At 43.7% G+C, this 26516-nt stretch carries 29 protein-coding genes; 24 read left to right on the forward strand and 5 right to left on the reverse strand.

The features are described 5' to 3' along the window. Window positions 1-5 precede the first annotated feature (5 nt). The 4 genes from cotJC to NYE28_RS03660 all read left to right on the forward strand — a co-directional run bounded on the left by cotJC (window position 6) and on the right by NYE28_RS03660 (window position 2307). Entirely contained in the window at window positions 6-575 is a 570-nt protein-coding gene (cotJC, locus tag NYE28_RS03645; RefSeq protein ID WP_003155700.1) for a spore coat protein CotJC, read from the forward strand. A gap of 88 nt (window positions 576-663) precedes the next feature. Beyond that, window positions 664-1197 carry a GNAT family N-acetyltransferase gene (locus NYE28_RS03650; protein WP_122503771.1) on the forward strand — a complete coding sequence of 178 codons (534 nt, stop codon included), beginning with the start codon at window positions 664-666 and terminating at the stop codon, window positions 1195-1197. A 28-nt stretch (window positions 1198-1225) separates the two neighbouring features. Beyond that, on the forward strand, window positions 1226-1504 hold the full coding sequence (locus tag NYE28_RS03655; protein WP_012117023.1) for a YesK-like family protein: 279 nt from the start codon (window positions 1226-1228) through the stop codon (window positions 1502-1504). 113 nt (window positions 1505-1617) lie between these two features. Then, window positions 1618-2307 (forward strand): DUF421 domain-containing protein, encoded by a 690-nt coding sequence (locus NYE28_RS03660; RefSeq protein WP_012117024.1) that lies wholly within the window; start codon window positions 1618-1620, stop codon window positions 2305-2307. 32 nt (window positions 2308-2339) lie between these two features. Here the strand turns inward: NYE28_RS03660 and hmoA are convergent, their stop codons facing one another. Both hmoA and NYE28_RS03670 read right to left on the reverse strand, forming a co-directional pair. Next, the gene (gene hmoA / locus NYE28_RS03665) at window positions 2340-2666 is read right to left on the reverse strand and encodes a heme-degrading oxygenase HmoA (protein ID WP_003155696.1); all 327 of its coding nucleotides are present in this window, start codon (window positions 2664-2666) and stop codon (window positions 2340-2342) included. An 84-nt stretch (window positions 2667-2750) separates the two neighbouring features. Beyond that, on the reverse strand, window positions 2751-3113 hold the full coding sequence (locus NYE28_RS03670) for a VOC family protein (RefSeq protein WP_007408938.1): 363 nt from the start codon (window positions 3111-3113) through the stop codon (window positions 2751-2753). A gap of 161 nt (window positions 3114-3274) precedes the next feature. Here NYE28_RS03670 and NYE28_RS03675 point away from each other — a divergent pair, with 161 nt between their 5' ends. The 4 genes from NYE28_RS03675 to NYE28_RS03690 all read left to right on the forward strand — a co-directional run bounded on the left by NYE28_RS03675 (window position 3275) and on the right by NYE28_RS03690 (window position 5697). Next, the gene (locus tag NYE28_RS03675) at window positions 3275-4141 is read left to right on the forward strand and encodes an STAS domain-containing protein (protein ID WP_007408939.1); all 867 of its coding nucleotides are present in this window, start codon (window positions 3275-3277) and stop codon (window positions 4139-4141) included. Between the two features lie 314 nt (window positions 4142-4455). Further along, window positions 4456-4629: a YezD family protein gene (locus NYE28_RS03680; RefSeq protein ID WP_003155693.1), complete on the forward strand. Its 174-nt coding sequence runs from the start codon at window positions 4456-4458 to the stop codon at window positions 4627-4629. A 29-nt stretch (window positions 4630-4658) separates the two neighbouring features. Then, on the forward strand, window positions 4659-4961 hold the full coding sequence (locus NYE28_RS03685) for a hypothetical protein (protein ID WP_007408940.1): 303 nt from the start codon (window positions 4659-4661) through the stop codon (window positions 4959-4961). A 91-nt stretch (window positions 4962-5052) separates the two neighbouring features. Then, a complete protein-coding gene (locus NYE28_RS03690) occupies window positions 5053-5697 on the forward strand; it encodes a Bax inhibitor-1/YccA family protein (protein WP_012117028.1) in 645 nt (214 codons plus the stop codon). Window positions 5698-5735: 38 nt separating this feature from the next. Here the strand turns inward: NYE28_RS03690 and NYE28_RS03695 are convergent, their stop codons facing one another. Beyond that, window positions 5736-6248, reverse strand: coding sequence for a MarR family transcriptional regulator (locus tag NYE28_RS03695; protein WP_072588878.1), 513 nt, complete (start codon window positions 6246-6248; stop codon window positions 5736-5738). A gap of 150 nt (window positions 6249-6398) precedes the next feature. Between NYE28_RS03695 and NYE28_RS03700 the strand changes: the two genes are divergently transcribed. Next, window positions 6399-7520 carry an FAD-dependent oxidoreductase gene (locus NYE28_RS03700; protein WP_023356765.1) on the forward strand — a complete coding sequence of 374 codons (1122 nt, stop codon included), beginning with the start codon at window positions 6399-6401 and terminating at the stop codon, window positions 7518-7520. 36 nt (window positions 7521-7556) lie between these two features. On the opposite strand, the gene NYE28_RS03705 is transcribed toward NYE28_RS03700, so the two are convergent. Continuing rightward, on the reverse strand, window positions 7557-8627 hold the full coding sequence (locus NYE28_RS03705) for a DUF3900 domain-containing protein (RefSeq protein WP_007408944.1): 1071 nt from the start codon (window positions 8625-8627) through the stop codon (window positions 7557-7559). Window positions 8628-8791: 164 nt separating this feature from the next. Between NYE28_RS03705 and NYE28_RS03710 the strand changes: the two genes are divergently transcribed. The 6 genes from NYE28_RS03710 to NYE28_RS03735 all read left to right on the forward strand — a co-directional run bounded on the left by NYE28_RS03710 (window position 8792) and on the right by NYE28_RS03735 (window position 15590). Continuing rightward, on the forward strand, window positions 8792-11977 hold the full coding sequence (locus NYE28_RS03710) for a bifunctional cytochrome P450/NADPH--P450 reductase (protein ID WP_342490300.1): 3186 nt from the start codon (window positions 8792-8794) through the stop codon (window positions 11975-11977). A gap of 292 nt (window positions 11978-12269) precedes the next feature. Next, window positions 12270-12863, forward strand: a complete 594-nt coding sequence (locus NYE28_RS03715) for a hypothetical protein (RefSeq protein ID WP_015239350.1) — start codon at window positions 12270-12272, stop codon at window positions 12861-12863. Beyond that, window positions 12856-13167 (forward strand): transcriptional regulator, encoded by a 312-nt coding sequence (locus NYE28_RS03720; RefSeq protein ID WP_007609957.1) that lies wholly within the window; start codon window positions 12856-12858, stop codon window positions 13165-13167. The genes NYE28_RS03715 and NYE28_RS03720 overlap by 8 nt, the downstream gene beginning before the upstream one ends. Then, entirely contained in the window at window positions 13168-14058 is an 891-nt protein-coding gene (locus NYE28_RS03725) for an ABC transporter ATP-binding protein (protein ID WP_015239351.1), read from the forward strand. Window positions 14059-14072: 14 nt separating this feature from the next. Continuing rightward, window positions 14073-14813: an ABC transporter permease gene (locus NYE28_RS03730; protein WP_032867543.1), complete on the forward strand. Its 741-nt coding sequence runs from the start codon at window positions 14073-14075 to the stop codon at window positions 14811-14813. 54 nt (window positions 14814-14867) lie between these two features. Next, entirely contained in the window at window positions 14868-15590 is a 723-nt protein-coding gene (locus NYE28_RS03735; RefSeq protein ID WP_032867541.1) for a pentapeptide repeat-containing protein, read from the forward strand. 61 nt (window positions 15591-15651) lie between these two features. On the opposite strand, the gene pznA is transcribed toward NYE28_RS03735, so the two are convergent. Next, window positions 15652-15777 (reverse strand): TOMM peptide plantazolicin, encoded by a 126-nt coding sequence (pznA, locus tag NYE28_RS03740; RefSeq protein WP_157662605.1) that lies wholly within the window; start codon window positions 15775-15777, stop codon window positions 15652-15654. 977 nt (window positions 15778-16754) lie between these two features. Here pznA and NYE28_RS03745 point away from each other — a divergent pair. The 9 genes from NYE28_RS03745 (at window position 16755) to NYE28_RS03785 (ending at window position 26507) form a co-directional block, all read left to right on the forward strand. Continuing rightward, window positions 16755-17459 (forward strand): hypothetical protein, encoded by a 705-nt coding sequence (locus tag NYE28_RS03745; RefSeq protein WP_342490301.1) that lies wholly within the window; start codon window positions 16755-16757, stop codon window positions 17457-17459. A gap of 12 nt (window positions 17460-17471) precedes the next feature. After that, window positions 17472-18464 carry a TOMM precursor leader peptide-binding protein gene (locus NYE28_RS03750; protein WP_076425521.1) on the forward strand — a complete coding sequence of 331 codons (993 nt, stop codon included), beginning with the start codon at window positions 17472-17474 and terminating at the stop codon, window positions 18462-18464. 2 nt (window positions 18465-18466) lie between these two features. Continuing rightward, on the forward strand, window positions 18467-19813 hold the full coding sequence (locus NYE28_RS03755) for a YcaO-like family protein (protein ID WP_015239353.1): 1347 nt from the start codon (window positions 18467-18469) through the stop codon (window positions 19811-19813). A gap of 26 nt (window positions 19814-19839) precedes the next feature. After that, the gene (locus tag NYE28_RS03760; protein ID WP_076425519.1) at window positions 19840-20649 is read left to right on the forward strand and encodes a SagB/ThcOx family dehydrogenase; all 810 of its coding nucleotides are present in this window, start codon (window positions 19840-19842) and stop codon (window positions 20647-20649) included. Then, the gene (locus NYE28_RS03765) at window positions 20649-21323 is read left to right on the forward strand and encodes a CPBP family glutamic-type intramembrane protease (protein ID WP_227749529.1); all 675 of its coding nucleotides are present in this window, start codon (window positions 20649-20651) and stop codon (window positions 21321-21323) included. The genes NYE28_RS03760 and NYE28_RS03765 overlap by 1 nt, the downstream gene beginning before the upstream one ends. Window positions 21324-21347: 24 nt before the next feature. Further along, window positions 21348-22154 (forward strand): class I SAM-dependent methyltransferase, encoded by an 807-nt coding sequence (locus NYE28_RS03770; protein ID WP_160222900.1) that lies wholly within the window; start codon window positions 21348-21350, stop codon window positions 22152-22154. A gap of 469 nt (window positions 22155-22623) precedes the next feature. Next, a complete protein-coding gene (locus NYE28_RS03775) occupies window positions 22624-24552 on the forward strand; it encodes an LTA synthase family protein (RefSeq protein WP_003155677.1) in 1929 nt (642 codons plus the stop codon). A gap of 215 nt (window positions 24553-24767) precedes the next feature. Then, a complete protein-coding gene (locus tag NYE28_RS03780; RefSeq protein ID WP_015239357.1) occupies window positions 24768-25532 on the forward strand; it encodes a glucose-1-phosphate cytidylyltransferase in 765 nt (254 codons plus the stop codon). Window positions 25533-25538: 6 nt separating this feature from the next. Beyond that, window positions 25539-26507, forward strand: coding sequence for a GDP-mannose 4,6-dehydratase (locus NYE28_RS03785; protein ID WP_012117042.1), 969 nt, complete (start codon window positions 25539-25541; stop codon window positions 26505-26507). Window positions 26508-26516: the final 9 nt, after the last annotated feature.

The raw sequence follows: 26516 nt of genomic DNA on the forward strand, positions 1-26516 counted from the left end.
TGTAAATGTGGGTATATGAAAAAAAGCTGCAGTATCCGGTTAAAGTCAGTACATGCAACCCGATGCTGGCTAAGTTTCTCATTGAACAATACGGCGGGGCGGACGGCGAATTGGCCGCAGCGCTCCGGTACTTAAACCAGCGCTACACGATTCCTGACAAGGTGATCGGCCTGCTGACGGATATCGGCACGGAGGAGTTTGCGCATTTAGAAATGATTGCGACGATGATTTATAAGCTGACAAAAGATGCGACCCCGGAGCAGCTGCGTGATGCAGGGCTCAGTGATCATTACGTCAACCATGACAGCGCGCTGTTTTATCACAATGCGGCCGGAGTTCCGTTCACAGCGTCTTACATACAGGCGAAGGGAGATCCGATCGCTGATTTATATGAGGATATTGCGGCTGAAGAAAAGGCGAGAGCGACGTATCAATGGATTATTGATATTTCCGATGATCCTGACCTGAATGATTCACTCCGTTTTCTGCGTGAGCGTGAAATCGTCCACTCTATGCGTTTCAGGGAAGCGGTTGAGATTTTAAAAGAAGAACGTGATAAGAAGAAAATTTTTTAAACGGCCCTCAAACACGACGGCTGTTTTTTTCCTTTCTGCGTTTGGTCTATAATAAAGGTGTCGAATATTCTGATTACAGGAGGATTTTATGACACCTTTTACGATCACGGAGGAGACGGCGGGGGCATTCCGGGTCACCCCCGCCCGGGAAGATGATGCAAAAGAGGTCATGGATCTGCTCGTGCAAGCGGCAGAATGGCTTCGCGATAAAGGATCGAACCAATGGAGCGGCCTTCTAGAAGGGGAAGATACCCACAATATGCGGGAGGCGATCGCCCAAGGGTATGTTTTTTTATTCAGGCAGAATGAAGAGCTGGCCGGCGTCGTCATGCTGCTTCCCGAAGCAAGCGGGTGGGACAGACGTCTTTGGGGCGATGAAGGACATGAGGAGTCCGTATATCTCCACCGGCTGGCGATTAACAGGCGGTTTGCAGGGGCGGGGCTCGGCCGGACAATCATGACTTGGGCGGAAACGGGTGTGTCTTGTCCGGGAAAAACGAAAATCCGGCTCGATTGCGTGTCCGAAAACAAGGCGCTTCAGTCGTTTTACAGCGGAATGAGGTACGAACCAAAAGGATCCGCGCCGGGTTATCATTTGTTTGAAAAAAAGGTGAGTAAATAAAAAGCTTCTCATGACGGAGGTAAAAGACATGGGGTTTTTTTATCTGATCTGTCTGGCCGCATTTTGTCTTAACTTTGCCGTATCGGCTGTGCTCCGCAAGAAATGGCCGAAAAAGATGTGGCCTGAGTGCCTTTTGGCGGTGCTGGGCCTGACTGCTTTCGGTACGGTTGTTTACAGCATTTTCGGTGTCGGCGGCTGGGAAGGAATGGGCTTGGGGCTTGCCGCGATGTTTGCGGGTTCCGGAGCGGCCGCCGGTTATGCCGCTGAGGTGTGCTTACGGGTCGTCAGATCGAATCGAAAACAGTAAGCAGAAGTGAAAAAACGCGGCCTTGGCTGCGTTTTTTTGTGTGTTGCCGGCCGCTGTATAGAAAACAGGCGAATGTCCATAATGGTAATGACTTTTAAGAAGAAGGTGCGAATATGGGACATTTACTTACAGTGGCTTGGGAGTTAGTATGCGGTTTGGGTATTTTATTTGTGATTTTAAAATTGCTTGGAAAAACTCAATTCTCGCAAATTACGCCGTTTGATTTTATTTCCGCGCTCATCCTCGGCGAACTGGTCGGAAATGCGGTGTATGATAAAGGCGTCAGGATTTTTGAAATCATTTTTGCCTCTCTGTTATGGGGGATTTTAATTTATCTCATCGAACTGATTACGCAGAAAGTAAAAAGCTCCAGAAAGCTGTTGGAAGGCGAGCCGAGTATTATCATACATAAAGGAAAACTGAAATATGATGTGCTGAAAAAGAATAAGCTGGACATTAATCAACTGCAAAGCCTTCTCAGACAGGCGAATTGCTTTTCCATACAGGAAGCGGAGTACGCGATTTTAGAAACAAACGGGATGGTCAGCGTCCTGCCGAAATTTCAATATGACACGACGAAAAACGGCGACATGCAAATAAAGCCGAAGCAGGTCTCTTTGCCGGTCACGCTGATTATTGACGGCGAAGTGCTGTATGAAAATCTGAAAGAAGCCGGGCTGGAAGAAAAGCAGCTGAATCAGGAGCTGAAAAAGCTGAACATCAAAAAAACGGAGGACGTGCTGTATGCGGAATGGAAGCCCGATAAACCGCTGTTTGTCCTGCCGTATGAGGAGAAAAAATAAAAAGAGCATTGCCCTGGGGCAAATGCTCTTTATTATTTTTCGTGTACGCCTGTTTTAACGGCTCTGACATGATACATACCGACATCCGTCCCAAGCATATAATCAGGTTTCGGCTTGCCTTGGTTTGCTTTGTGGGCCGCGATGTGGTCTTCGCTTTTTTCCCATTGTTTCCAATGGTCTTCAGACTCCCAGCGGATTAACACGACGACTTCTTCATCACCGCGGCGGACTTTTTTTTCCAGGACCGTTACGTCTATCAAACCTTCCTGCTTTTCAATCACGCCTTCTGAACTGAAGCGTTCGATTACTTTGTCGGCATGTCCTTCTTTTACGGTCATTTTTCTGATTTGCACAAACATCTGGCAGCTCTCCAATCCTTTTCACGCTTTATCCAACATTTTAAATGAAAATGATTCTCAAAGTCAATTAAGGTGCATGACGGATTACGATTTCAGGAGAAAGACATGACCATCCTCATCTTTAAATTGCACGAAGCTGCCCCATTCCATTTGTTTCGGTTCATCTAAAAAGGTGATGCCGTTCTTTTTCATCTGTTCGTATGCGGCAAAGACATCTTCACACTCAAATACGATAGAAGCCTTCATATGCTCGGCCCCTTTCATCATCGATTTCGGATAAATAACCAAATGAGTGGCGGCCCCTTTGGGCGCTACCTCAAGCCAGAAGGCGCCCGGGCCCATCGGATGCTCGGCGACGGTTTCAAACCCCGCTTTTTCCGTCCAGAATGTTTTTGCTTTTTGCTGATCATCAGTGTATACGGCGACTGTCGCGATTTTTTTGATCATCATACTGACCTCCTGTTTCATTTCTATTATAGTGTATCCTCCTGCCGAAAAAAGCAATCAAAAGCTTTAATGTGCAGGCTTTTTTTTATTTCTCTAGTACGATCGGCGATTCCGATTTATAATTTAGACAAAAGTACATATTCTTGAAAGAGGAGACGGCAGTGAACAAAGACCAATTACTTCATGATTATATTATTACACATTCGGCAGAGCTGACGGAAAAATGGCTCAAGCTGAGACGGAAGCTGAGAGGGCGTTTTTATTCTGCGGATCAATTAAGTGAGGAAATGAAACGGCTGCTGATCGAGCAGCATACCTTTACAAACACGGTCATCGCAAGCGCTTTTTTGGAAGATCCGGCCGTTTTTCAGCATAACAAAGAAAAATGGGCCGCACAGGTAGCGAAAAGCAGAGTGGAGCAAGACGCGGAGGTTCATGAGGTCGTTGAGGCGATCGGCAATTCAAGAACCGTCTTTTGGGAGGCGGTCACCCGTTTTATGGATGAGCATCAGGACATCGTAACAAACGAGGATGCCCGCCGCTGGAATCACCTTGTCAACGGCTCGTTTGATCAGCTGATGACGGATTTTACTGAACAGTTTCAGAAATTAATGATCGCGAGGCTGTCATCTCAGCAGGAGCTTATTTCCGAATTGAGCTGTCCGGTTATTTTGATCGCGGATACGATCGGCACTCTGCCGCTCATCGGATCGATTGATACGAGACGGGCGCGCGTGATTTTGGAGTCGGTGCCGGAAAACTGTGTCGCCAAACGGATCACAAATCTTGTGATTGATCTGTCCGGTGTACCCATTGTCGATACGATGGTGGCGCAGCAATTGTATATGCTGTCGAAAACGTTATTTCTCCTCGGCATCAGAACCGTGTTTTCCGGCATTCGGCCTGATGTGGCACAGACTTCTATCCAATTGGGCCTTGATTTTTCAGAGTATCAAACTTACGGCTCCCTGGAGCAGGCGCTCGCCAGCATGGGTGTCACATGTGTGATCGAGGAAGCAAAAGCATAGTAAAAAGGTGCTCCGGCCAGAGGCGGGGCGCTTTTTTTGTCAGCGGAAAACAATGTAAATATGTCGGAACTTGAAGATTGCGTTCTTAAAAACAGCTATATGACGCCTTGGGAGTCGATTTCGGGATGACACGGTTTATATCAAAGCGAAGGAAGTGAAAGTTTTCGCAAAGAAAACATATCCAAAAATTGTGTAAATGTTATTGATTTCTGAATGAAAACATAATAGTATAATTATATATTTCTTATCAGAATAGTATGAATTAAAACACTCATTGTCAAAAGACGAACGGCCAGACATGAAGGGGGAGCATGATGACGTCCAAAGGAAACGTAGATCCGCATGTGATCGAAAAGATTATCAGTGCGCTGGAAACGCTCGATTTCGGGACAGTTCAGATTACGGTTCATAATTCCCAAGTGACACAAATTGATAAGGTGGAGAAATATCGATTTTCCCTGAAGAGCAAAGAAGTAAAACAATCTTAAAAAACAGCCAATGACAGGAGGCGGTACATATGAAGCATTCAACTGTTCCTTTCCGTGAGAGCCGGTATCTGCACCTGCCCGAAGTGCGCTTTCTGCATTGGTGCACGAAGCAATACGGCATTAACAAAGGCGTGCTCAATACAATTGACGGCTGGTTTTATGATGCGGGCGTCATTCCGATTCCCGTCAGGCGTCTTTATGTGCTGGCATTTCTCGATTTCGCGAAAACGCCGGGGCAGAAGGGGAATATCCGATTCGGGCACGGCGGCTTGACGAAAAAACTGCATGATTTCATGGATATGCAGGAATGCGCAGCAAAACGTCAGGCCTGACATCCTTAAAATCTTCTTAAAATCATGCAAATTTCTCCCATTTTATTTATAATAGACCTATCAAGATCATTTTTTTGGGAGGACTTTTGACATGCAAACTGCTGCTTATGAGAGCAAACAATCTATTATGCAGCGCATTATAACGGTATTTGTGTTTACACTGTTAGTTGCGACAATCGGCCTGTATACGGGTCAGTTCATTCCGCCGGCATTGATGCTGCCGCTGTCGATCTTAGAGGTTGTCATGATCATCGCCGCATTTTGGCTGCGCCGAAAAAAAGCCGTCGGATATGTGTTTGTGTTTTCATTCGCTTTCATTTCCGGAATGACGCTGTTTCCGATTATCAGCCATTATGCGTCCGCAGCGGGGGCCTATGTCGTATTGGAGGCATTCGGTTCATCGTTTGTGATTTTTGCGGTGCTCGGCACGATCGGCGCTAAGACGAAAAAGGACTTGTCGTTTTTATGGTCCTTCTTGCTTGTCGCTGTCATCGCGCTTCTCGCAGTGGGGATCTTTAATATTTTCAGCCCGCTGAATTCCGCCGCCATGATGGCGTATTCCGTCATCGGGACGATTGTGTTTTCAATGTACATCTTATACGATCTGAACCAGATCAAGCACCGGGACATCACGGCTGACCTGATTCCTTTGATGGCATTGACGCTTTATATCGACTTTATTAACCTGTTTATCAACCTGCTACGGTTTTTCGGAATTTTAAACAGTGATGATTAACCGCGCGAAAAAGGCGCCCTGCTGAGAGGGGCGCCTTTTTATGTTCTGCCGCCGGAAAACAGCAGAAGCTTATCAAATAATACTTCAAGCATTTTTGTCAATTCCGCTTTTTGTTCAGCGGTGAAGCTTTCCATGACTCCTGAAATGTTGGAGAAGTGGCCGGGAAGAAACAGCATCAGCTTTTCTTTTCCTTCTTTTGTGAGTTCGATGCTGATTTTTCGTCTGTCGCCGGTATGCCGGCTGCGGTTTACAAAGCCGTCCCGTGCGAGTCCGTCGATCAATCCGGTGATGGTCGCTTTGGTGACATTGGATTTTTTCGACAGCTCCGTCGGACTCAGGCTGTGTCCGGGTGCGTCAAACAGAAACATTAAAATTTTGAATTTCCCTTCGGACAATCCGTGACTTGAGAAATAATGCTCCATGACCTGATTCATTTTTTTAGACATATCAAATAACGTCAAAAATGTTTTCAATGATTCAGCATCCATATCGGCGTAAATCTCAGCGCGTCCGGCAATCTGCGAATAATCCGGCAAATGTCTCAACTCCATTTTTGTAAGCCTCCGTACCATTTTAGTGATTCAAAGTATAAGCTTGCCGGATTCAAAAGGCAACCTATAAAGATTGACAGTTTTTCAGCCTATATAGTAAGGTGGCTAATAGTTAACGAATGATAAATAAATAGAGAAGGCGGTATCGTGATGAACCATGAAGTGAAAAAGATCATCATAGCGGGCGGAGGGATCGGCGGCCTGTCCGCAGCGATTTCTCTCGGCAGAGCGGGTTTTGAAGTGACCCTTTGCGAGGCGGCGTCCGACATGCGAAAAAGCGGAGCGGGCATTCTCCAGCCTCAAAATGCGCTGCGGGTGCTGCGGGAAATCGGTGTGTATGATGAATGCTGTCAACACGGCTTTCAAACGGAATGGCTGAAGCAGCATGATGAAAACGGAACGCTGCAGTTTAAAGTGAGTGAGGCGTTTTTAGATGATTCATTGCCGGGGCGGAATAATATATTGCGGCAAACGTTAAACGATATCCTCAAAAAGCATGCTGAAGCGGCGGGGGTCACGATTCTGCTCGGTAAAAAAGTCGTGTCTTACGAAGAAACGGCAGATGACATAACGGTGCATTGTGCAGACGGAACCGCGATGACGGCTGACATCCTCGCCGGCTTTGACGGCATCCGCTCCGCTGTCCGCGATCAAATGCTGCAAAGAGAAGTGAAAACAGAGTATCTCGGCATGGGAGCGCACAGATTTTACATTTCTTTTCCCGAGCCGATATTTCATGATTCGACACTGATGTATAAAAAAGGGCAGACGCAGGTCGGAGTCGTGCCGCTCTCTGAAAAAACAGGATACGTATTTATCATCCGGCCGTATGACGCTGACTTCAGGGATGACGAGGACACGCGTTTTGAACGGGTGAAAGACTTGCTGCGCGGAATTCCGGGAGTAAAGTTTGTGACAGAGAATATGTCAAAGGAATATCCCGTTTTGTTTCATAAGATTGAGCAGATGGCGGTCAAAGAACCGTGGCACAGAGGCCGCGTCGTTCTGGGCGGGGATGCCGTCCATGCAGGAGCGCCGACATTGGCCCAGGGAGCGGCGATGGCGATTGAAGACGCGATTGTGCTTAGTGAAGAACTGCAAAAACACGAAAACCATGAAACTGCATGTCAAGCATACTTCGAAAGACGGGCGGAGCGGGCATTACAGGTGCAGAATCTCTCATCTGAAATCGTCCGCCGCGAGATAAAGGGAACGCCCGGCGTCCAAGACATCATCAGTGAATGCTATCGATTGCTCAAAGAGCCTTATTAAATAAAGAAAGTCCAGAACATGGCGTCTGGACTTTTGTCAGTCTTGTTCAGATTTATTCCGTATCCGTTCAATCACCTCATGCAGCCCCTCAGGCTTGTGAAACTCCACCGGCGAACTGCCTTTTTCAAACGAGATCGTCTCCGCCTCAATGAGCGCGACATAGCGCCCGTTCACTTTTGCGAGATGGATGGATTCGCCGAAATCAGCCAGTAATCCTTTAATCTCTGTTTCTCCGACTTTCATTTTCAGCTCGGCTTCCGGCGTGTGTTCAATGATCTGCGCGGATGCCTCGATGACTTGATGAGTGTCGAGGCGCTCCTGAATTTCCCGCTTTTCACTCGCTTCCCAAATTTCAATGTCGTGCTCAAACTGCTGAAGCTCTTCGCTGTTTTCTTCAAACGTTTCATACACGTGTTCCTGCACCATGTTCATGACTTGGTTTTTCATGATTTCCGGCATCGATTCGCCGTATTCGACAAATTTGAGAAAATCTTCGAAATAACGGGCGTGCGAGGCCTGGTGGATTTTCAGCTCATGCTCTTCCGTCATGCCTTCTTCCGGCATATACGGATATTGAATGCTTTTCATGTTTTTTGTCGTGATGGCCATTTCGACCTTTTTAATGAGAGACGAGGCGTCTGAGATGCGGGCGACCTTCGGCTCGAAATCGCATTTCATCATAAAGACGAATTTGTCTTCAAAATACTTGCGCGGAACGGCCGATGCCACGATAAAAACACCGCCGCGCACGGCGCTCGTGTCAAGGTAAGTGCGGACGAACTGCTCGCTTGCTTCGATAAATGCTTCCTTCGTATCCGCAAGTCTGGCGCGGTTGAAAAGGTTGTAATTCGGATTTGAATCAAGCTCATGGCCCGGCTCCGTGATAAAATGGCCGATTTTTGTTGGGACCTGCTCGGATTGCGGATGCCGTTCGGCTTTCCGTTTGACGATTTTCTTCAATTCCCCGTCAAGAAAATCCTTCAGCTCGCTTTCTTCAAATTCTTCCGTGTCAAGGGTCTGGAAATGTTTGAACTGTTTGTTTGCCTGTTCGTCTTTTCCTTCCACTTGAATGACATAAAACGATAAAAACTTGATTTCAAAATCCATATGTGAACTCACCTTATTTCTGTATTTAACAAGCCTCTCCAGTATAGAAAAAACCGTTATCGATCGTCAATCCGATGATTGATCCGTGACGGCGGATAATCGGCCGGTGAAAAGGGCAATGTAGTTGGAAGGAACGCATCAACGTGTTAGAAAGGGTGTTATTCATGAAGGAAATAGGTCCGATTCCGCAGCCGAAGACATTCGGCCCGCTCGGCAATCTTCCTTTGCTTGATAAAGACAAGCCTACAATGTCGCTGATCAAACTGGCAAACGAGCAGGGGCCTATTTTTCAGCTGCATACCCCGGCGGGCGCCATTATCGTCGTGTCCGGCCATGAACTGGTGAAAGAGGTTTGTGATGAAGAACGGTTCGATAAAAGCATTGAAGGAGCTTTGGAGAAAGTCCGGGCGTTTTCCGGTGACGGGCTGTTTACAAGCTGGACGCATGAGCCTAACTGGCGAAAGGCGCATCATATTCTGATGCCGACCTTCAGCCAGCGCGCGATGAAAGATTATCATTCGATGATGACTGATATCGCGGTGCAGCTGATTCAAAAATGGGCTAGGCTGAACCCGGATGAGGCCGTTGATGTGCCTGCTGATATGACCCGCCTGACGCTCGATACGATCGGGCTTTGCGGCTTTAACTATCGGTTTAACAGCTATTACAGGGAAACGCCTCATCCGTTTATCAACAGCATGGTGCGCGCCCTTGATGAAGCGATGCACCAAATGCAGCGCCTTGATGTTCAGGATAAGCTTATGATCAGGACGAAGCGCCAATTTCATCATGACATTCAGGCAATGTTTTCGTTAGTAGACAGTATTATCGCAGAGCGTAAGTCAGACGGCGGCCGGGATGAAAAGGATCTGCTGGCCAGAATGCTGAATGTGGAAGACCCGGAAACGGGCGAAAAACTTGATGATGAAAATATCCGGTACCAAATCATCACGTTTTTAATTGCCGGCCATGAAACGACCAGCGGCCTGCTTTCCTTTGCCATCTATTTTCTGCTGAAACATCCTCGTGTTTTGGAAAAAGCCTATGAGGAAGCTGATCGGGTATTGACCGATCCCGTTCCTTCATATAAACAAGTGCTGGATCTTACTTATATCCGAATGATTTTGCAGGAGTCATTGCGTTTATGGCCGACCGCGCCTGCGTTCAGCCTTTATGCGAAAGAGGATACGGTGATCGGCGGGAAATATCCGATCACGCCGAAAGACAGAATTTCCGTCTTAATTCCCCAGCTTCACCGTGATAAAGACGCGTGGGGAGACAATGCGGAGGAATTTTATCCGGAGCGGTTTGAACATCCTGATCAAGTGCCTCACCATGCGTATAAGCCGTTCGGAAACGGTCAGAGGGCGTGTATCGGTATGCAGTTCGCCCTGCATGAAGCAACTCTTGTTCTGGGGATGATTCTGCAGCATTTTACCTTTATCGATCACACCGATTATGAGCTCGATATTAAACAGACACTAACGCTCAAGCCCAACGATTTTCATATCCGGGTGCGGCCGAGAAACAAAGAAGCCGTGGCGGCTGCTCTCCCGGCGGCTGAAAAAGCGGCGGAAGACGTCGAAAAAGAAAAACGGGAAACAAAAGGCGCATCCATTATCGGGCTTGATAACCGACCGCTTCTGATTCTGTACGGCTCAGATACGGGAACCGCAGAAGGCGTGGCGCGGGAGCTTGCCGATACTGCCGGGATGCACGGCGTCCGGACTGAAACGGCGCCTTTAAATGACCGGATCGGACAACTGCCGAAAGAAGGAGCTCTCTTGATTATTACGTCCTCTTATAACGGAAAGCCTCCGAGCAACGCGGGACAATTCGTTCAATGGCTTGAAGAAGTCAAACCCGGGGAACTGGAAGGCGTCCGATATGCCGTCTTCGGCTGCGGTGATCATAACTGGGCGGCGACATATCAGGCTGTACCGAGGCTTATTGATGAGAAGCTTGCCGAAAAAGGGGCGGAACGCTTTTCCTCCCGAGGCGAGGGGGACGTCAGCGGCGATTTTGAAGGAAAGCTTGATGAATGGAAAAAAAGCATGTGGACGGACGCCATGAAGGCATTCGGTCTCAAGCTGAATGAAAATGCCGAAAAAGAGCGAAGTGCGCTGGGCCTTCAATTTGTCAGCGGGCTTGGCGGGTCTCCTTTGGCACAGACGTATGAAGCGGTTTACGCATCCGTTGCGGAAAACAGGGAACTTCAGGCGCCGGAAAGCGGCCGGAGCACAAGGCATATCGAAATCACTCTGCCGAAAGAGGCTGCCTATCATGAAGGGGATCATCTCGGCGTGCTGCCGGTAAACAGCAAAGAGCAGGTCAGCCGTGTTCTCCGCCGGTTCAATCTGAACGGGAATGATCAAGTGCTGCTGACGGCCAGCGGACAGAGCGCGGCTCATCTCCCGCTCGATCGGCCGGTCAGGCTGCATGATCTTCTGAGCAGCTGTGTCGAATTGCAGGAAGCGGCATCAAGGGCTCAAATCCGGGAAATGGCCGCTTATACGGTCTGCCCGCCGCACAAACGGGAATTGGAAGATTTTCTTGAGGAGGGCGTCTATCAGGAGCAAATCTTAACATCGCGCGTCTCGATGCTCGATCTCCTTGAAAAATATGAAGCGTGTGAACTTCCGTTTGAGCGATTTCTGGAGCTTTTGCGCCCGTTGAAGCCGCGGTATTATTCGATTTCAAGTTCGCCCCGGAAACATCCCGGGCAGGCTTCAATTACCGTCGGCGTCGTTCGCGGCCCCGCCCGGAGCGGTTTGGGTGAGTATCGCGGAGTCGCTTCGAATTATTTAGCGGACCGCGGCCCTGAGGATGGTATCGTGATGTTTGTCCGCACTCCGGAAACACGATTCCGGCTGCCGGAAGATCCGGAAAAACCGATTATTATGGTCGGTCCCGGCACAGGAGTCGCCCCGTTCCGCGGGTTTCTGCAGGCCCGGGCGGCGTTAAAAAAAGAAGGAAAAGAGCTGGGGGAGGCTCATCTGTATTTCGGATGCAGAAACGATCATGATTTTATTTACCGTGACGAGCTTGAAGCTTATGAAAAAGACGGAATCGTGACGCTTCATACGGCTTTCTCCCGCAAAGAAGGCGTACCGAAAACGTATGTGCAGCACTTAATGGCGAAAGACGCCGGCGCTTTAATTTCCATCCTCGGCCGGGGAGGGCACCTCTACGTATGCGGCGACGGCAGCAAAATGGCGCCCGATGTAGAGGCAACGCTGCAAAAAGCGTATCAGTCGGTCCACGAAACAGACGAACGGCAAGCGCAAGAATGGCTTTTGGACCTCCAGACAAAAGGCATTTACGCAAAAGATGTTTGGGCGGGGATTTGACCGATTTGATGTAAAGGACTGGATGACTCCAGTCCTTTTTCCTTCAAGAAAATGAATTGCTTTCCAATCGATATACATTCGGTTTGTCAGCAATCTGAAGGCTTTGTTGGGAGATCTTATAACAAGATAAGGATGGCTCACAGTGGTGGAAGGATATCAGCGCCAAGAGTCCCATCTGCTGTTTCCAAGACTAAATAGTTGCGCCTATTTTGGATAAAACCTCTTTACAAATATATGGAATTAGAATATACTCTGTTTCACAAAGTACTTTGTAAAAAGAGGAGCCTGTTTTATGTCAAATCAGAATTTTCGTGAATCAGAGATAGCTGAAAACTTATCTCATATCAAAGTCTTAACGAACTACAAGACTGAGTACTCAAGGCAAACCAGTCCATATTTCATTATTTGGGGCTGTATATGGATTATTGCGTACTCCGTTTCTTTATGTAAGGTACCTTCTGTAGTCCTTGCTTGTGTCTGGTTAATACTGGCAGTATTAGGGTGGATACTGACTTTGAAGACATATCTTAAGCAGAAACAATTTGATCCCATGCCCACTTTCTTAAAGAATCAATTAAAATATGCATGGATTGGATTCATATTAATGGTATGCATTTTTGTTTTCCTGATTTTAATGGGATTATTGCCGCGAACAGGAGAATTTCTATCGTTTTTGATTGTGTTAATGGTGTCTATTATGTACATATTCTTAGGCATCGTGTTAACAAAAGAGATTTTTGTTATGGGATTTTGGCTGAGCATACTCGGTATGCTTACATTCTGCTTACTTCCTAATGCAATGAATATTGTTTTTGCATTTATTGGCGGAGGCAGCCTATTACTTACAGGAATGATTTTGAAAAGAAAAGGGCAAGGAAATGAGTAATGTTAACAATATCAATGATTTAATACATGCCAAAGTACGGTTGGGAATTATGAGTTTACTGATGACTTATGATCAATGTGATTTTACTTTCCTGAAAAAGTCATTAGACATCACAGATGGGAATTTAGGTTCGCATCTGAAAAAGTTAGAAGATGCAGCTTATATAGAACTAACCAAGAAGTTCGTATCCAAAAAGCCGAAGACTATTGTTCAGATTACGAAAGAAGGGAAAGCAGCCTACAAGGAGTACATTAATACAATTGAATCCATATTTAAAATAAATAACAGTGGGGGAATGGTGTAAATGCTGCAAGTTGAACATATAAGTAAGCGCTATGGCACGACTCTGGCTTTGGACAATGTGGCTTTAACAATTCCGAAAGGAGTCTGCTATGGACTTGTTGGACCGAACGGATCCGGCAAATCTACCTTAATTAAGATCATCTCACGCATCATCCGGGAATATGACGGTAAGGTTGAATTTGTCGGTAATGAAAATGGCAGATTGGGTTATGTTCCACAGGATATCAGCCTTGAAGAAAAATTAACCGCAAAGACCAATATGGAATTTTTCGGAAAGGTACATGGACTGAATGGCTTAAAACTAAAGCAAACAACAAAAAAACTGTTAGAAGATATCGGGTTGTCAGAAAGGACAAACGACGTTGTGGAGAACTTTTCCGGAGGAATGAAGCGCCGTTTAAATATCGGGTGTGCATTAATGCACGATCCAGACTTAATTATTCTAGATGAGCCGACGGTAGGCGTGGATCCGCAATCACGCCGCTACATTTTTAACATCGTAAATCGACTCAAAAAAGCCGGTAAAACCATTATTTATGTGAGCCATTACATGGAAGAGATTGAAACTCTTTGTGACTATGTAGCTTTTATCGACAGAGGGCAGATTATCGATGAAGGAGAAATAAATGAACTGCTTAAACGACATGAAGAATCATCTATTATGTTTAACTCCTCATTGTCTCATGAATTAATAAAGAGCCATGGTTTTGAGTTTTCAGTCGTTAATTCAGGGCTGATAATAAAAACCAAAAAACCTTTAGAAACCATGGAGCGCTTAATTAGCGTCAGTAAGGAAAACAATATTGTGCCTCATCAGTTGTTTTTATATAAGCCAAAATTAGAAGATGTATTCTTTAAACTTACCGGCACTGATTTGCGTGATGAAGAATAAAGGGGGAATTTATCATGTTACCGCTCGCTCAAATTGAAACGCTAAAACAGTTAAAGGATAAGTCTCTGTTTTTTTGGACGATTATATTACCTATTGTGTCCATCATATTGCTGATTGAGCTATTTACGACAGACAGTACAAACAAAACTTTAGTAGCTTCACAATCTGTAACCGGTATGAGCGTATTCTTTTCTACATTCATTATTATCTCCATCGTTATAAGTTTTGTAAAGGATCGGGAAAAAGGAATTGTATCAAGACTGGCAAGTACCCCTTTAAAGCCTTATAACTTCTTCTTAGGAAAAAGTATCCCTTTTTTAGTCATAACTTTTATGCAAATTCTTCTCCTTTCTGTTTTAGGAATATTTCTGTATGATATTGAAATTAATAATTTTCCGGCGTATCTGTGGGTTGTTGTGTTGATATCTTTACTGGTTACATCCTGGGGAGTTGCCATTTCAGTCTTTGCAAAGACTGAAAATACCGGTTTGGTCATGACAAATGTGATTGCATTAGGTACCGCTGTTGTATGTGGTTTATGGACCCCTTATGATCAATTACCAAGCTATCTTCAAACTATTGGAATGCTCTTTCCGCAGTACTGGGCGCATCAAGGGTTAATTCAATCGGTCTCGACGATATCGGGAGGAGAAAGTCTAATATGGGTAACCCTTGTTGTACTGAGCTATACAATACTGGGATTTATAGTTTCTCTAATTGGATACCGGCATTACATTAAAATGGCAAGAAACTAGACCGCTGAAGAATGGGTCATTAAAACGCAGCTGGGACTAAAAGGAGAGCGGGAAATGATAAGTGAAAAACTAAAACTGTATGTCGAGGCTCTATTTAAAAAGTACGAAAGAAATTCGTTACTGAGCAGAAAAAAAACGGAGCTTTTAACTAAGCTTCATGATAGAAGTATTAGCCTGGAAGCAGAGGGTATGACAAAGCTGGATATTGAGAAGTTGCTTATACGCGAAATAGAATCCAAAAGCTTGGCGGTCGATACCAGTGACCTGAATATAGATAAATCCAATGTATTAAAACTCAAAAAAAAGACGTTTATAAATAAGAATTTGCAAAAAACGGAGGATTTTGAGCCGGTAAATGCCGAGTACTATCTCAGTGACTTTAAAAGTGCAACTCTTCAGAATATCGATGTCGAACACTCTGTCTTCAAAAACTGCTACTTCAAGAATTTCTCATGTAAAGACTCCGCCATCATAGAATCGACATTTAAAAAAAGTGATCTCAGCCAGTCAAATTATGACACATGTAAACTTGAGTATATGCTTTATACCGGTTGTCACCTCCCAAAAGTCAATTTTACAGATACCTCCATCCTGCATACGTTCTTCAAGAACTGCTATCTAAAGAAAGTATCCTTTACGAACTGCAATCTAATTAATATTCGGTTTGAATCTTGTGATATTGCAAACGTTAAAATTACAGGAGGCAAAATGGATAAAACAACATACCGTATACTGCAAGAAGAGGGGACTTCATTACATTCAGTAGAATTAATTTAAATTTAATATAAAGAAGCATAGACCAATAAGAATCATCTTATTGGTCTATTTGTCTTAGAGGTTAAAACGTAGATGAACTAGAGATGATTGTGGTACAGGTACAGCGTGCAGCCATTGGCTCGAATAAATGTTGACCTTCTCCGTGTACACTTGCAATAAGAGCAGTTGGCACTTTAATTTGAGTCATAATTGTTACCTCCTCCATAAAATTTATCGACAAAGAATTTACCGATATGTACCATATTGTGATTTATATGGACAGTATTGTCAACCCAAATATGTAATTTTTTGTGATATAGATAATGAATTTATAATGAGCAATTTGGTTTAAGAAGCTGAATCACTCTAAATTTAGTTAAAAATGAAATTAATAATTCTGAATTTTGTATTTGATCAGAGGGAAAGTATGTGTTTTAATAGGGTTATGGGAATAAATACTATTTTTTAAGCGGAATAACCCAACTTGTTAGGAAAAAGGAAACGTTGTTTGAAGTTAAAGCTAAGCTAATTCAGGCGAATCGCATAGGCTGATCGGGGCTTTGGGTGGATTCTTAACAGGAAATGTCAAACTTCAAGGAAGCTTGAGCTTTGTCTGTTGGACAAAAGGGGTGACTGCCCGACTGCTTAGAATAAAGCTTAATTTACTAAGGGTTTCTTGTACCCCATTGGTATTGTAATGATTCTGGTGTCACCTACGAAAGATTTACTCTTCTTTGTATTACCTCAGCATTCTTCAGAAGCTTCTTCAGATAGTATTACAAAATCAATAATTGATTTAATGATATTTGTGAATTCGTAACTCCCTGTATTATTTTGTCGCACAGAGAGATGAACCAGGCCGCCCCTGGCGATCTAAAGTAGGAGGAAGTAATACGTTATTAACTTATTTGTTTTCTCAAGACACCATCCTTTGTTTACTTTAAGAAAGGTATTTAACTTCTGATCCTAACTAACTTAATCTTGTATGCTGTTTTCTATTTGCTGCTGCACTGTCCTAACTTTTATGGTTCAACCATCTTTTGTTAAGACATTTATTCACGGTGATTATCAAATTTATGATTTCCATATTAAGTATTAATTGGTTATATTAACTTTTTTGCTTATCTTTCTGATGACAAATCATGAGATTGATCGAGTGAGATTATTGACTAGGAGGTATTAGACGTGAAAATTCACTACATGGGAGTTAGGGAACCCCTGAAACAAATATTGGAGGATAAGGCGGCTGAGCTCCATGATTATCCACTGCAGATTGTAGATTTAGGCGGATTAATAAAGTACGAAAGTGATTCTTTCATCAACTCTTTTGACTTGGATGCTGAAACAATCATACTTTCAAACCGGAGATATAATTTGAATGATGAATTGGGTTACGTGGAAACAGAGTTACTACAAAAATATAAAAAAAGTATTTTATACAGAACATCCCCTTTGGATATCGGAATCGAGTTGTACAGAGGATGGGCAGCAGCCACAGGAATACTGCTCACTGCTTTTTCTCCGGTAGGCGTAAATTGGATTTCCACTCAAGATGTTGCATCTGCATGCTTAATCTCAAAAAAAGATGTAAATGTTCGCGCAGGGAAAGCCTTTGACCTAACCGGAGCGGAAGTTATTAGTATGGAAAGACTCAAAGATATATTTGAACAAGATTTGGAAATGCAGATAGATTTACAATGTAAAAATAAAGAGGAAGCGATTAGGATGCTGATGCAAAATAACATGCCACTGGATCTAATAGAATGGTTGGTAGAATATCAGATACTGTCTTCCGATGACCGACTAGAACCAACTACTAATATTCTGGAACAGATAATTGGGCATCCGCCAAATGCAGCTCAATTATTTGAAAATAAACAAATTAATTAAGGAGGAATACAGATGTCTCAACAAACTCAATCTATTCAAACGGTTGTAAGGTTCAAATTATCTCCTCATATTACTTTGGGAGAATTGGAAGGAAGCCTGTTAAGCTTTAAAGCACAATCCATTACAAAAGTTGATGGAGAAGGAATCGTTGAATTCTTTGAGGCAATTTCAGAATATCTTGTATGTGAGAATGGAGTCTCAATTGAAGAACTGCACCAAAGGTTCAACCTAGAGAAAGATCAGTTAAGAAACGTCTTCGATTTCCTGGTGACGAACGGATTGTGTATACAATCTACTTCTAATTTTGACATGACTGCTTTTTTGGCATATGAGAGGGCAGGGGGGCAAGTGGAAGTCAACCAGATCTTACATAGATTAAAGACAAGCATAGTGGAAGTTGTAGCACATGGGGAAAATAACCTAGCAATAACCCTTACTAATAGCTTGCAGGAAACAGGATTAAACATAGATTGGAAAGAAAAACCGGATAATGGGAAGCCTTCGATACGTATTGCTGTAGCAGCTTCACATTTGGACCCGCTGTTAGAACAAGTAAATGATCAGTCATTAGAAGATCATGTCCCTTGGTTGTGTGTTATTCCATACGATGGTCAGACAGCTTGGGTTGGTCCATTTTTCATCCCGCACAAGTCTGCATGTCTCCATTGTTATAACCTACGTAAATCAGCAAACTTTTCAGATGAGGTATTTCGTTCAGAATTGATGAAGGTCAAGCCAGTCAACGCTGCGAAACAACCGGTATATAATCAGCCAGTTCATTTGGTACAGGCAGGAATAGCGAATAATCTTGTCACAGAGTGGATTACACTAAGAGACTATGCACCAAGCGCCGTTCCAGGTGGTTTTATAACTGTCAATTTGGATGACAGGGGAGTTTCAGTTGATAACCATCGTGTATATAGAGTACCGAGATGCCAAAAGTGTTCTCCTGCCGCTGACACAGGGTTTCCTCAAGTATGGTATCACGGCGAGGTGGCCAAATAATTATGGTGAGTAAATGGACGACATTAGAAGATTCATGGAAAGTCCTTGATAGTCTTGCTGATCCATATGTAGGTATAGTGAGAAGAGAGTATCGGAAATTACGCGATGTAGATGACGTTTGGGGACACTCGTACGGTGCTCATGGGACAGACAGTAAAATTTTATTCGGAGTCCCCTCTAATTCTTATAATGGAGGCGGATCGGATAATGCGGCTGCGGCAAGACTAGCTGCTATTGGGGAAACGGTGGAAAGATATAGTGCAGCTTATCTTCCATTTGATTCTGATGTTGTATGTTTTGGATCACAAAAGGAATTAGAGAAGGAGAATAAGCGTTTCATTGGATATAAAGATTGGGAATTGTACGCTCCAACTCAATTCAAAGATCCTATATTTCCTCATGAAGTTTGGAATGAAAATACTAAGCTGTGGTGGAGAAAAGGGACATATGCTAAAACAAATGAGGAGGTATGGACCCCAGGGCAACTAATCCATATCGCCAATCATACGGAATGGCCTGGGGACACTAATATAGGTCATGCTACAAGTAATGGTCTTGCTTGCGGAATTACCTTTGTAGAAGCAGCAATTTCAGGTTTATTTGAAACGATTGAACGGGATGCTTTTATGCTTACCTGGTATAACAAGCTGAGCTTGCCCCAGATTGATGTGAATTCTTCTCCGAGATTAAAACGCTTTTATGAAAGATATATTAAACCAACATCATTGCGGCTGCACTTAGTTGATATGACTGTATTTTCAGGTATTCCTTCTGTGCTAGCAGTTGTCAGAAATCCTCATACGAATTTAGCCCCTTTTGCAATTGGAGCCGCCTCCTCCTATTCAATAGAAAGGGCTTGTGAAAAGGCAGCAATTGAAGGTATGTATACAAGAACTTGGGTCAAGACGGAACAACGTTTAGGTAACGCATTAGTGAATGCGGATTTTAATAGGGATATCAATAGTTTTGAGGACCATATTAAGCTTTACGCAGGAACCGATATCGTCAAGGAAGCTGATTTCCTTACAAGTAACAGCACTTTAGTTGATGTTAACCAATTTAAGTCATTCGATGATAGTTCTCCTGATGTACTTTGGAATAGTCTAAATGATCACCTATATGAAAAAGGTTTCAAAGTGGCTACATTTGATTTAACAAGTCCTGATATAAAAGATGCCGGAGCTTATGTAGTAAAGTCCATCATTCCAGGGTTTAAACCTATAGATGTCCTTTACAGGGGAAGAATGTTGGGTGGAGAACGTATATTACGACATTCTTACGATTTAGGGTTAGTACCAGACCCGTTTACAATCGAAACACTTAATCCAGTACCTCATCCATTCCCATAAATACTAAGGTGAAAGGGGTTAACGAAATGAAAGAGATTGAAAGGCATGCCACTAATTTGGTTGATGTAGTCTATGGCAATGAAAAACTAAGATTTGATGATCCTTCTGAGAACTGGTTTGAGGCTTCGAAAGTTTATCGAAGCTCTATGGCGTGGGACGCGCCAGGAGTAGCAGGCCTAATGAGATCTGCAACATTACAGAAGATCGCTACTCATGCAGGTAAACGATTTGATGACTTGCCATTGATTACATTACCTTCCCCATTGAGGACAAGTGTATCATTAGATGAAGTTATTCAAAATAGGAGAAGTATCGAACAGTTTAACGGTGGTAGTACAACATTAGCACAGCTTTCTACCATTCTGCAGGGTAGTTATGGATTAATAGAGCGCCCTGAAGGTCCTAGACGCCCTATTCCTTCTGGCGGAGCTCTTTATCCGTTGGATCTGTACGTTGTTAGCAACAAGGTGGATTCTTTGGAAAAAGGTCTATATCACTTTGATCCTTATCGTAAGAGCCTAGTTCATCTAGGTGAGTACTCTGAAGAGGATTTCGGAAGAATAATGTTACAAGAAGAAGCTGTAAAGGACTTTTCTTTCGCTGTAATCATATCGGCTAGCTTTTGGAGGTCAAGGTTTAAATATGGCCATCGTTCATATCGATTTATATTTATTGAAGCGGGTCATCTGATGCAGAATATGATTTTATTGGCCACAGCCCAATGTATCCAGAGCCGTCCATACGGAGGGTTTATAGATGATGAGCTCATGGATCTTATTGGTGGCCATAATGGAGTAGACGATGCCCCTATATATACTTTAGTTGCAGGAACATGATGGAGTTAAGGGCATGCATCTTTATAGGGATCCTGATTCATTTGATGGGTCCCTATGTTTCAAAGCTAACAGTTATGTATCAAATCAAGCATAGAACTAAGGAATATAAACTGACTCGTCATATAACACCGCAGCGCAGTTATGATATTATCACCGTTTTTGGTGGAATTATGTGTTGTAGCATCTTCTTATTAGATGATAACTTTTTTTTAATACATAGCAATAATGCGTACGGTGTTTTATTATTTAGTGCCCTAGGTTTCTTTTTTCCTTATGTTATCTGGAAGGGGAAAAACAAATCCGTTGTATTTGTTAAAAGAAAAGTAAATAAACTTGATACATTGATTTTCCTGCCTTTATGCGCAGTTTCAGAGGAATTAATATGGAGAATTTGTATTCCTTTTCTATTTAAACTATACTTCTTTGATTCTGTCTTATTGTGTACGTGTATTAGCTCGATAGGATTCTTACTGCTCCATATTCCCCTCGGTGGTGTAAAGTCAGCCCCCTATATGACTGTATTTACTGTAATAGCTGTAATAGCTGCACAATTTGATTTTTTATCAGCAGCTGCATTCCATATTGTGCATAATTTAACTATCCAGTATTTTCGTCCTGTCAGCAAAAAGAAAATAAATCCATCTTCGCCGACAATGTCTCAAGCAGAGTGGTAAACTCTTTGGAGGTGTCACAGTTATATGGAAATTGAAACAATTGTCAGAGAGTCAGAAGCCAACAGAATTCAAGCACAAACATGGTTTTCTCATCCTGAGAAAAGTAAAGTGAGCTTTCGGTATGATGAGAGGGAAACCTCATCCATTAGAAGTATTTCAATTGAAACATTTCTGTCGTTTTACTCCAGTAAATTTAATAGAGAGCCGTATTCTGTATTAGATATTGGTTGCGGACAGGGGCAAGTAATTCAATATTTGAACAGTCGGTTTCAAAAGATCGAACTGACAGGTATTGATTCCTCTGCCCAAGCAATTTCTTCAGCAAAAAAACTCGGTATTAATGCATCTTTTATATGTTCAAATGCAGAAAATATTATGCAATATGTGTCTAAGAAGCAAGACATTATATTCATACATCTATGTTTTGGACTCTTTAAGAATCCTATTGCTATTGTAAATACACTCATCCATCTATTATCAGATCAATCATGTATCTATATTGTAGACTTGGACAGGAACAGTTTGGGAGAGGGCCTTAACACAGCGCAATCTCGTGAGGAAGAAGCCTATTTAAAAGATCAATATCGTGCTTCTTTAACACTGGAAGAATTTAAACAGCTGCTGCATGTTGTGACCAAAGAACAACATGGGGTGTCATTTCAGGTGGGTAATTCCTTTATTGGCGGGTTTGATGAAACCAGTTCACAATTTTTTTCGCTAATGAGAAACAGAAATTTGCAAGACGCGTTAAGGACCAGTGTTGGAGAACAGTTAAAGCAGTCACAAATGCCAGCTCTGCTGCATGGTTGGATTATAAAAAACAAAAGGTAAACGTGAAGAAAGCATTTTTGTATATCTTTAGGGTCTAAGCGATAATTTGACAGGTAAAGGACTGGATGACTCCAGTCCTTTTTTTACATCAGCCAAAAAAACCTTCAAGTTTTTTAACCCCTTTGCATACAATAACTTCAGCCCGCCTGTTGGGCGGCTGTCTTTGATATTCATTGTTCGTTTTTAGAAGTTTGTGTTATTCTTATATTTGGTATCTCCTATTTTCAGACCCGGTCTGATACGGTACCTTTTAATGCCAGAAAAAAATGTGAAACGAAGAACGGATATCCTGCGTCTAATGGCTGGCGGGATAAGATGTTCAATGGGCATGACACGAATGATAAATATATCGTTTTTTTAAATGGTGTGTTTATGGGGCTGTGTGATGCTTTCGTTTTGCTCGGAAAGCAGGAATTGAAGCAAAAAGTAAGAATACAGATTTAAAGTGTTTAGGAAAGTAGAGGTTGCCATGAAGAAATTATTTTCTTACAGACTTAGTTTTTTTGTACTGGCTATTATTTTGTTTTGGGCCAAAACGTATTTAGCCTATCATGCTGAATTCAACCTTGGGGTGAAGGGTCCGACGCAGCAGTTTCTGCTTGTGATCAATCCGTTCTCAAGCGCCATTTTCTTTTTAGGACTGGCATTGTTTGCGAAAGGCCGCAAATCAGCGATTATCATGGTGATTATTGATTTCATCATGACGTTTATTTTGTATGCAAATATCCTATTCTATCGATTCTTCGATGATTTCTTGACATTCCCGAACTTAAAGCAATCCGGTAATGTGGGAAATATGGGAGACGGCATCTTCAGCATTATGTCCGGCCATGATATTTTATACTTTGTTGATATTATTATTTTAATCGCGCTTCTGGTGTGGAGACGTGAGCTGAAGGAATTCAAGCTGAAAAAACGGTATACGTCATTAATTATCGTGACGGGTATTGTTTTGTTCTTCGTGAACCTGGCGATTGCCGAAGAGGACCGCCCGGAGCTGCTGACAAGAACGTTTGACCGCAATTACATTGTAAAATACTTAGGCCTTTATAATTACACAATTTATGACGGCGTACAGACGGCGCAGACGGAATCACAGCGGGCATATGCCAGCAGCGATGACCTGACGAGCGTTGAAAACTACACATCGTCGCATTATGCGAAGCCGAACGCCGAGTATTTCGGCAAGGCCAAAGGCAAAAACATCATTAAGATTCACCTGGAGAGCTTCCAATCGTTTTTGATCAACTACAAACTTGACGGAAAAGAAGTCACGCCGTTCCTGAATAAACTCGCCCGCGGTGGAGAGGACATGACGTACTTTGATAACTTTTTCCACCAAACGGGCCAAGGTAAAACATCTGACGCCGAGCTGATGATGGATAACAGCCTGTTCGGACTGCCTGAAGGATCAGCCTTCGTGACAAAAGGGGAAAACACGTATCAATCGCTTCCTGCCATCCTTGACCAAAGTGAGGGCTATACAAGCGCCGTTTTACACGGTGACTACAAATCATTCTGGAACCGTGACCAGATTTACAAACATATCGGCTACGATAAATTCTTTGACGCCAGCACATACGATATGTCTGATGACAACCTTGTCAATATGGGACTGAAGGATAAACCATTCTTCAAAGAATCCATTCCGAAGCTTCAATCGCTGAAACAGCCGTTCTACGCGCATTTGCTCACGCTGACGAACCATTATCCGTTTACGCTTGATGAAAAAGACGCAACGATCGAAAAAGCGAAAACGGGCGACGCGACTGTGGATGACTATTTCCAGACGGCGCGTTATCTCGACGAGGCGCTTGAACAGTTCTTTAAAGACCTGAAGTCATCCGGTTTATATGACAACTCGGTGATTATGCTTTACGGAGACCATTACGGAATCTCTGAAAACCATAACCGCGCGATGAAAGAAATTCTCGGCAAAGAAATTACGCCTTATCAAAACGCGCAGAATCAGCGTGTGCCGCTTATGCTTCGCATCCCCGGCAAAAAAGGCGGGGTGAACCATACGTACGGCGGTGAAATGGACGTTGTGCCGACGATCCTTCACTTGGAAGGCATCGATTCTAAGAAATATATTAATTTCGGCACCGATCTCTTCTCGAAAGACCATGATGATACGGTGACGTTCCGTAACGGAGATTACGTCACGCCGAAATATACTTCCATCTCCAATGTCGTATACGATACGAAGACAGGAAAAGAACTGAAAGGCAATCAGGAAACGAAAAACCTGAAAGCCAGAGTCACAGAGCAGCTGAAGCTGTCTGACAGCGTGATGTACAAAGACTTGCTCAGATTCCACAAATTGAGCGACTTTACGCCGGTTGATCCGTCTAAATATCATTACGGCAAAGAAAAGCTGAATCAGGATAATAAATAATAGAAAGAGCCTTACGGAATTTCCGTAAGGCTCTTTTTTTGTGTGTATCTTCACCAATCTGAAAAAAGAGAGAGCTTTTGGTCACAAAGGGCGCCAATCTCTCATATCTTACAGTAGATTTTGAAACCGGTGATAGAGAATCGGACAAATTATCGGGTTGGTTTCTCTTATACGGGCGGTTTCGAATCCAATATTCACAGAGAAGAGGGGTAGAGATGAAAGCAGTCATTCTCTGCGGCGGAAAAGGAACGAGAATGAGCGAAATCACCAATGAACGTCCCAAACCGCTCGCCATGATAGGCGGCAAACCGATTCTATGGCATATTATGAAACTCTATCAATACTATGGCGTGAACGAATTTATCCTGCTTCTTGGTTTCAAAGGAGAGATGATTAAGGAATATTTCTTAGATTATGACTGGAAGAATCACAGCATGACGCTGGACAGCTCTACCGGAGAAGTGCGGATATTGGGAAAATCCGAGCCGTGGAAAATCACTTTTTTAGACACGGGGGAACACACGCAGACAGCGGGGCGGCTTTTACAGGCGAAGGACATCATCGGTGATGAAACCTTTCTTATGACGTACGGGGACGGACTGGCCAACATCAACCTGTTTCATCTGATCAGCTATCATCAATCAAAAGGGGCTGCGGTGACCGTCACCGGTATAGAAAAGACCTCGCAATTCGGAACGCTGACGGTTGAAGACGGTATGGCGAAAAGCTTTTCTGAAAAAACCTCAAGTGACGGCATCATCAACGGCGGATTTTTCGTGCTCAGCCCGAAGGTATTTGATTATCTGCCGAAAGACAGGGATGTCATGTTTGAAGAAGAACCGCTGAAGGAGCTGGCGAAAGACGGCGAATTGGCGGTATACCGGCATTACGGTTTCTGGACGGCGATCGATACGTATAAAAACCTGCTGGAAATCAACAAGATGTGGGACCGGGGACAACATGTATGGAAGGTATGGTGATCAAGTTTGAGTTTCTGGAAAAATAAAAATGTGTTTGTGACGGGATGTACAGGTCTTTTAGGAAGCTGCTTGGTGAAGGAACTGATCGATCAGGGGGCCAATGTGACGGGACTTGTCCGTGACACTGTGCCCAAGTCGAACCTGTATCAGGGAGAACAAGTGAAGCAAATGAATATCGTGCAGGGCGCGCTTGAAGATCTGGATGTGATTGAGCGGGCGCTGGGCGAATATGAAATTGACACGGTCTTTCATTTAGCCGCTCAGGCGATCGTCGGCGTCGCAAACCGCAATCCGATTTCCACATTTGAAGCCAATATTCTCGGCACATGGAACATCCTTGAAGCGTGCCGCAGGCATCCGCTCATCAAGCGGGTGATCGTCGCGTCCAGTGATAAAGCGTACGGCGACCAGCCGACACTGCCATACGATGAAAACATGCCTCTTCAGGGCAAACATCCGTATGACGTATCAAAAAGCTGTGCCGATTTGTTAAGCCACACATATTTTAATACGTACGGACTTCCGGTCTGTATTACGCGCTGCGGCAACTTGTACGGCGGCGGAGATTTGAACTTCAACCGGATTATTCCGCAGACGATTCAGCTCGTGCTGAACGGTGAAGCGCCGGAAATCCGCAGCGACGGCACATTTATCCGTGATTATTTTTACATCGAGGATGCGGTCGAGGCATACCTTTTGCTGGCGGAAAAGATGGAGGAGCTCAATCTTGCGGGAGAAGCGTTCAACTTCAGCAATGAGATTCAGCTGACGGTGCTGGAGCTTGTAGAAAAAATTCTTAAGGCCATGGACAGTGACCTCAAGCCGAAAGTGCTCAACCAGGGAAGCCATGAAATCAAGCACCAATATTTATCGGCGGAAAAGGCGAGGAAGCTTCTGAATTGGACACCCGCGCATACCATTGATGAAGGATTGGAAAAAACGATCGAATGGTATAAAGCCTTTTTTCAAAAGTAACAGAAACAG

Origin of the sequence: Bacillus sp. FSL R5-0443 (assembly GCF_038608285.1) — a bacterium.
GTDB lineage: Bacteria > Bacillota > Bacilli > Bacillales > Bacillaceae > Bacillus > Bacillus velezensis.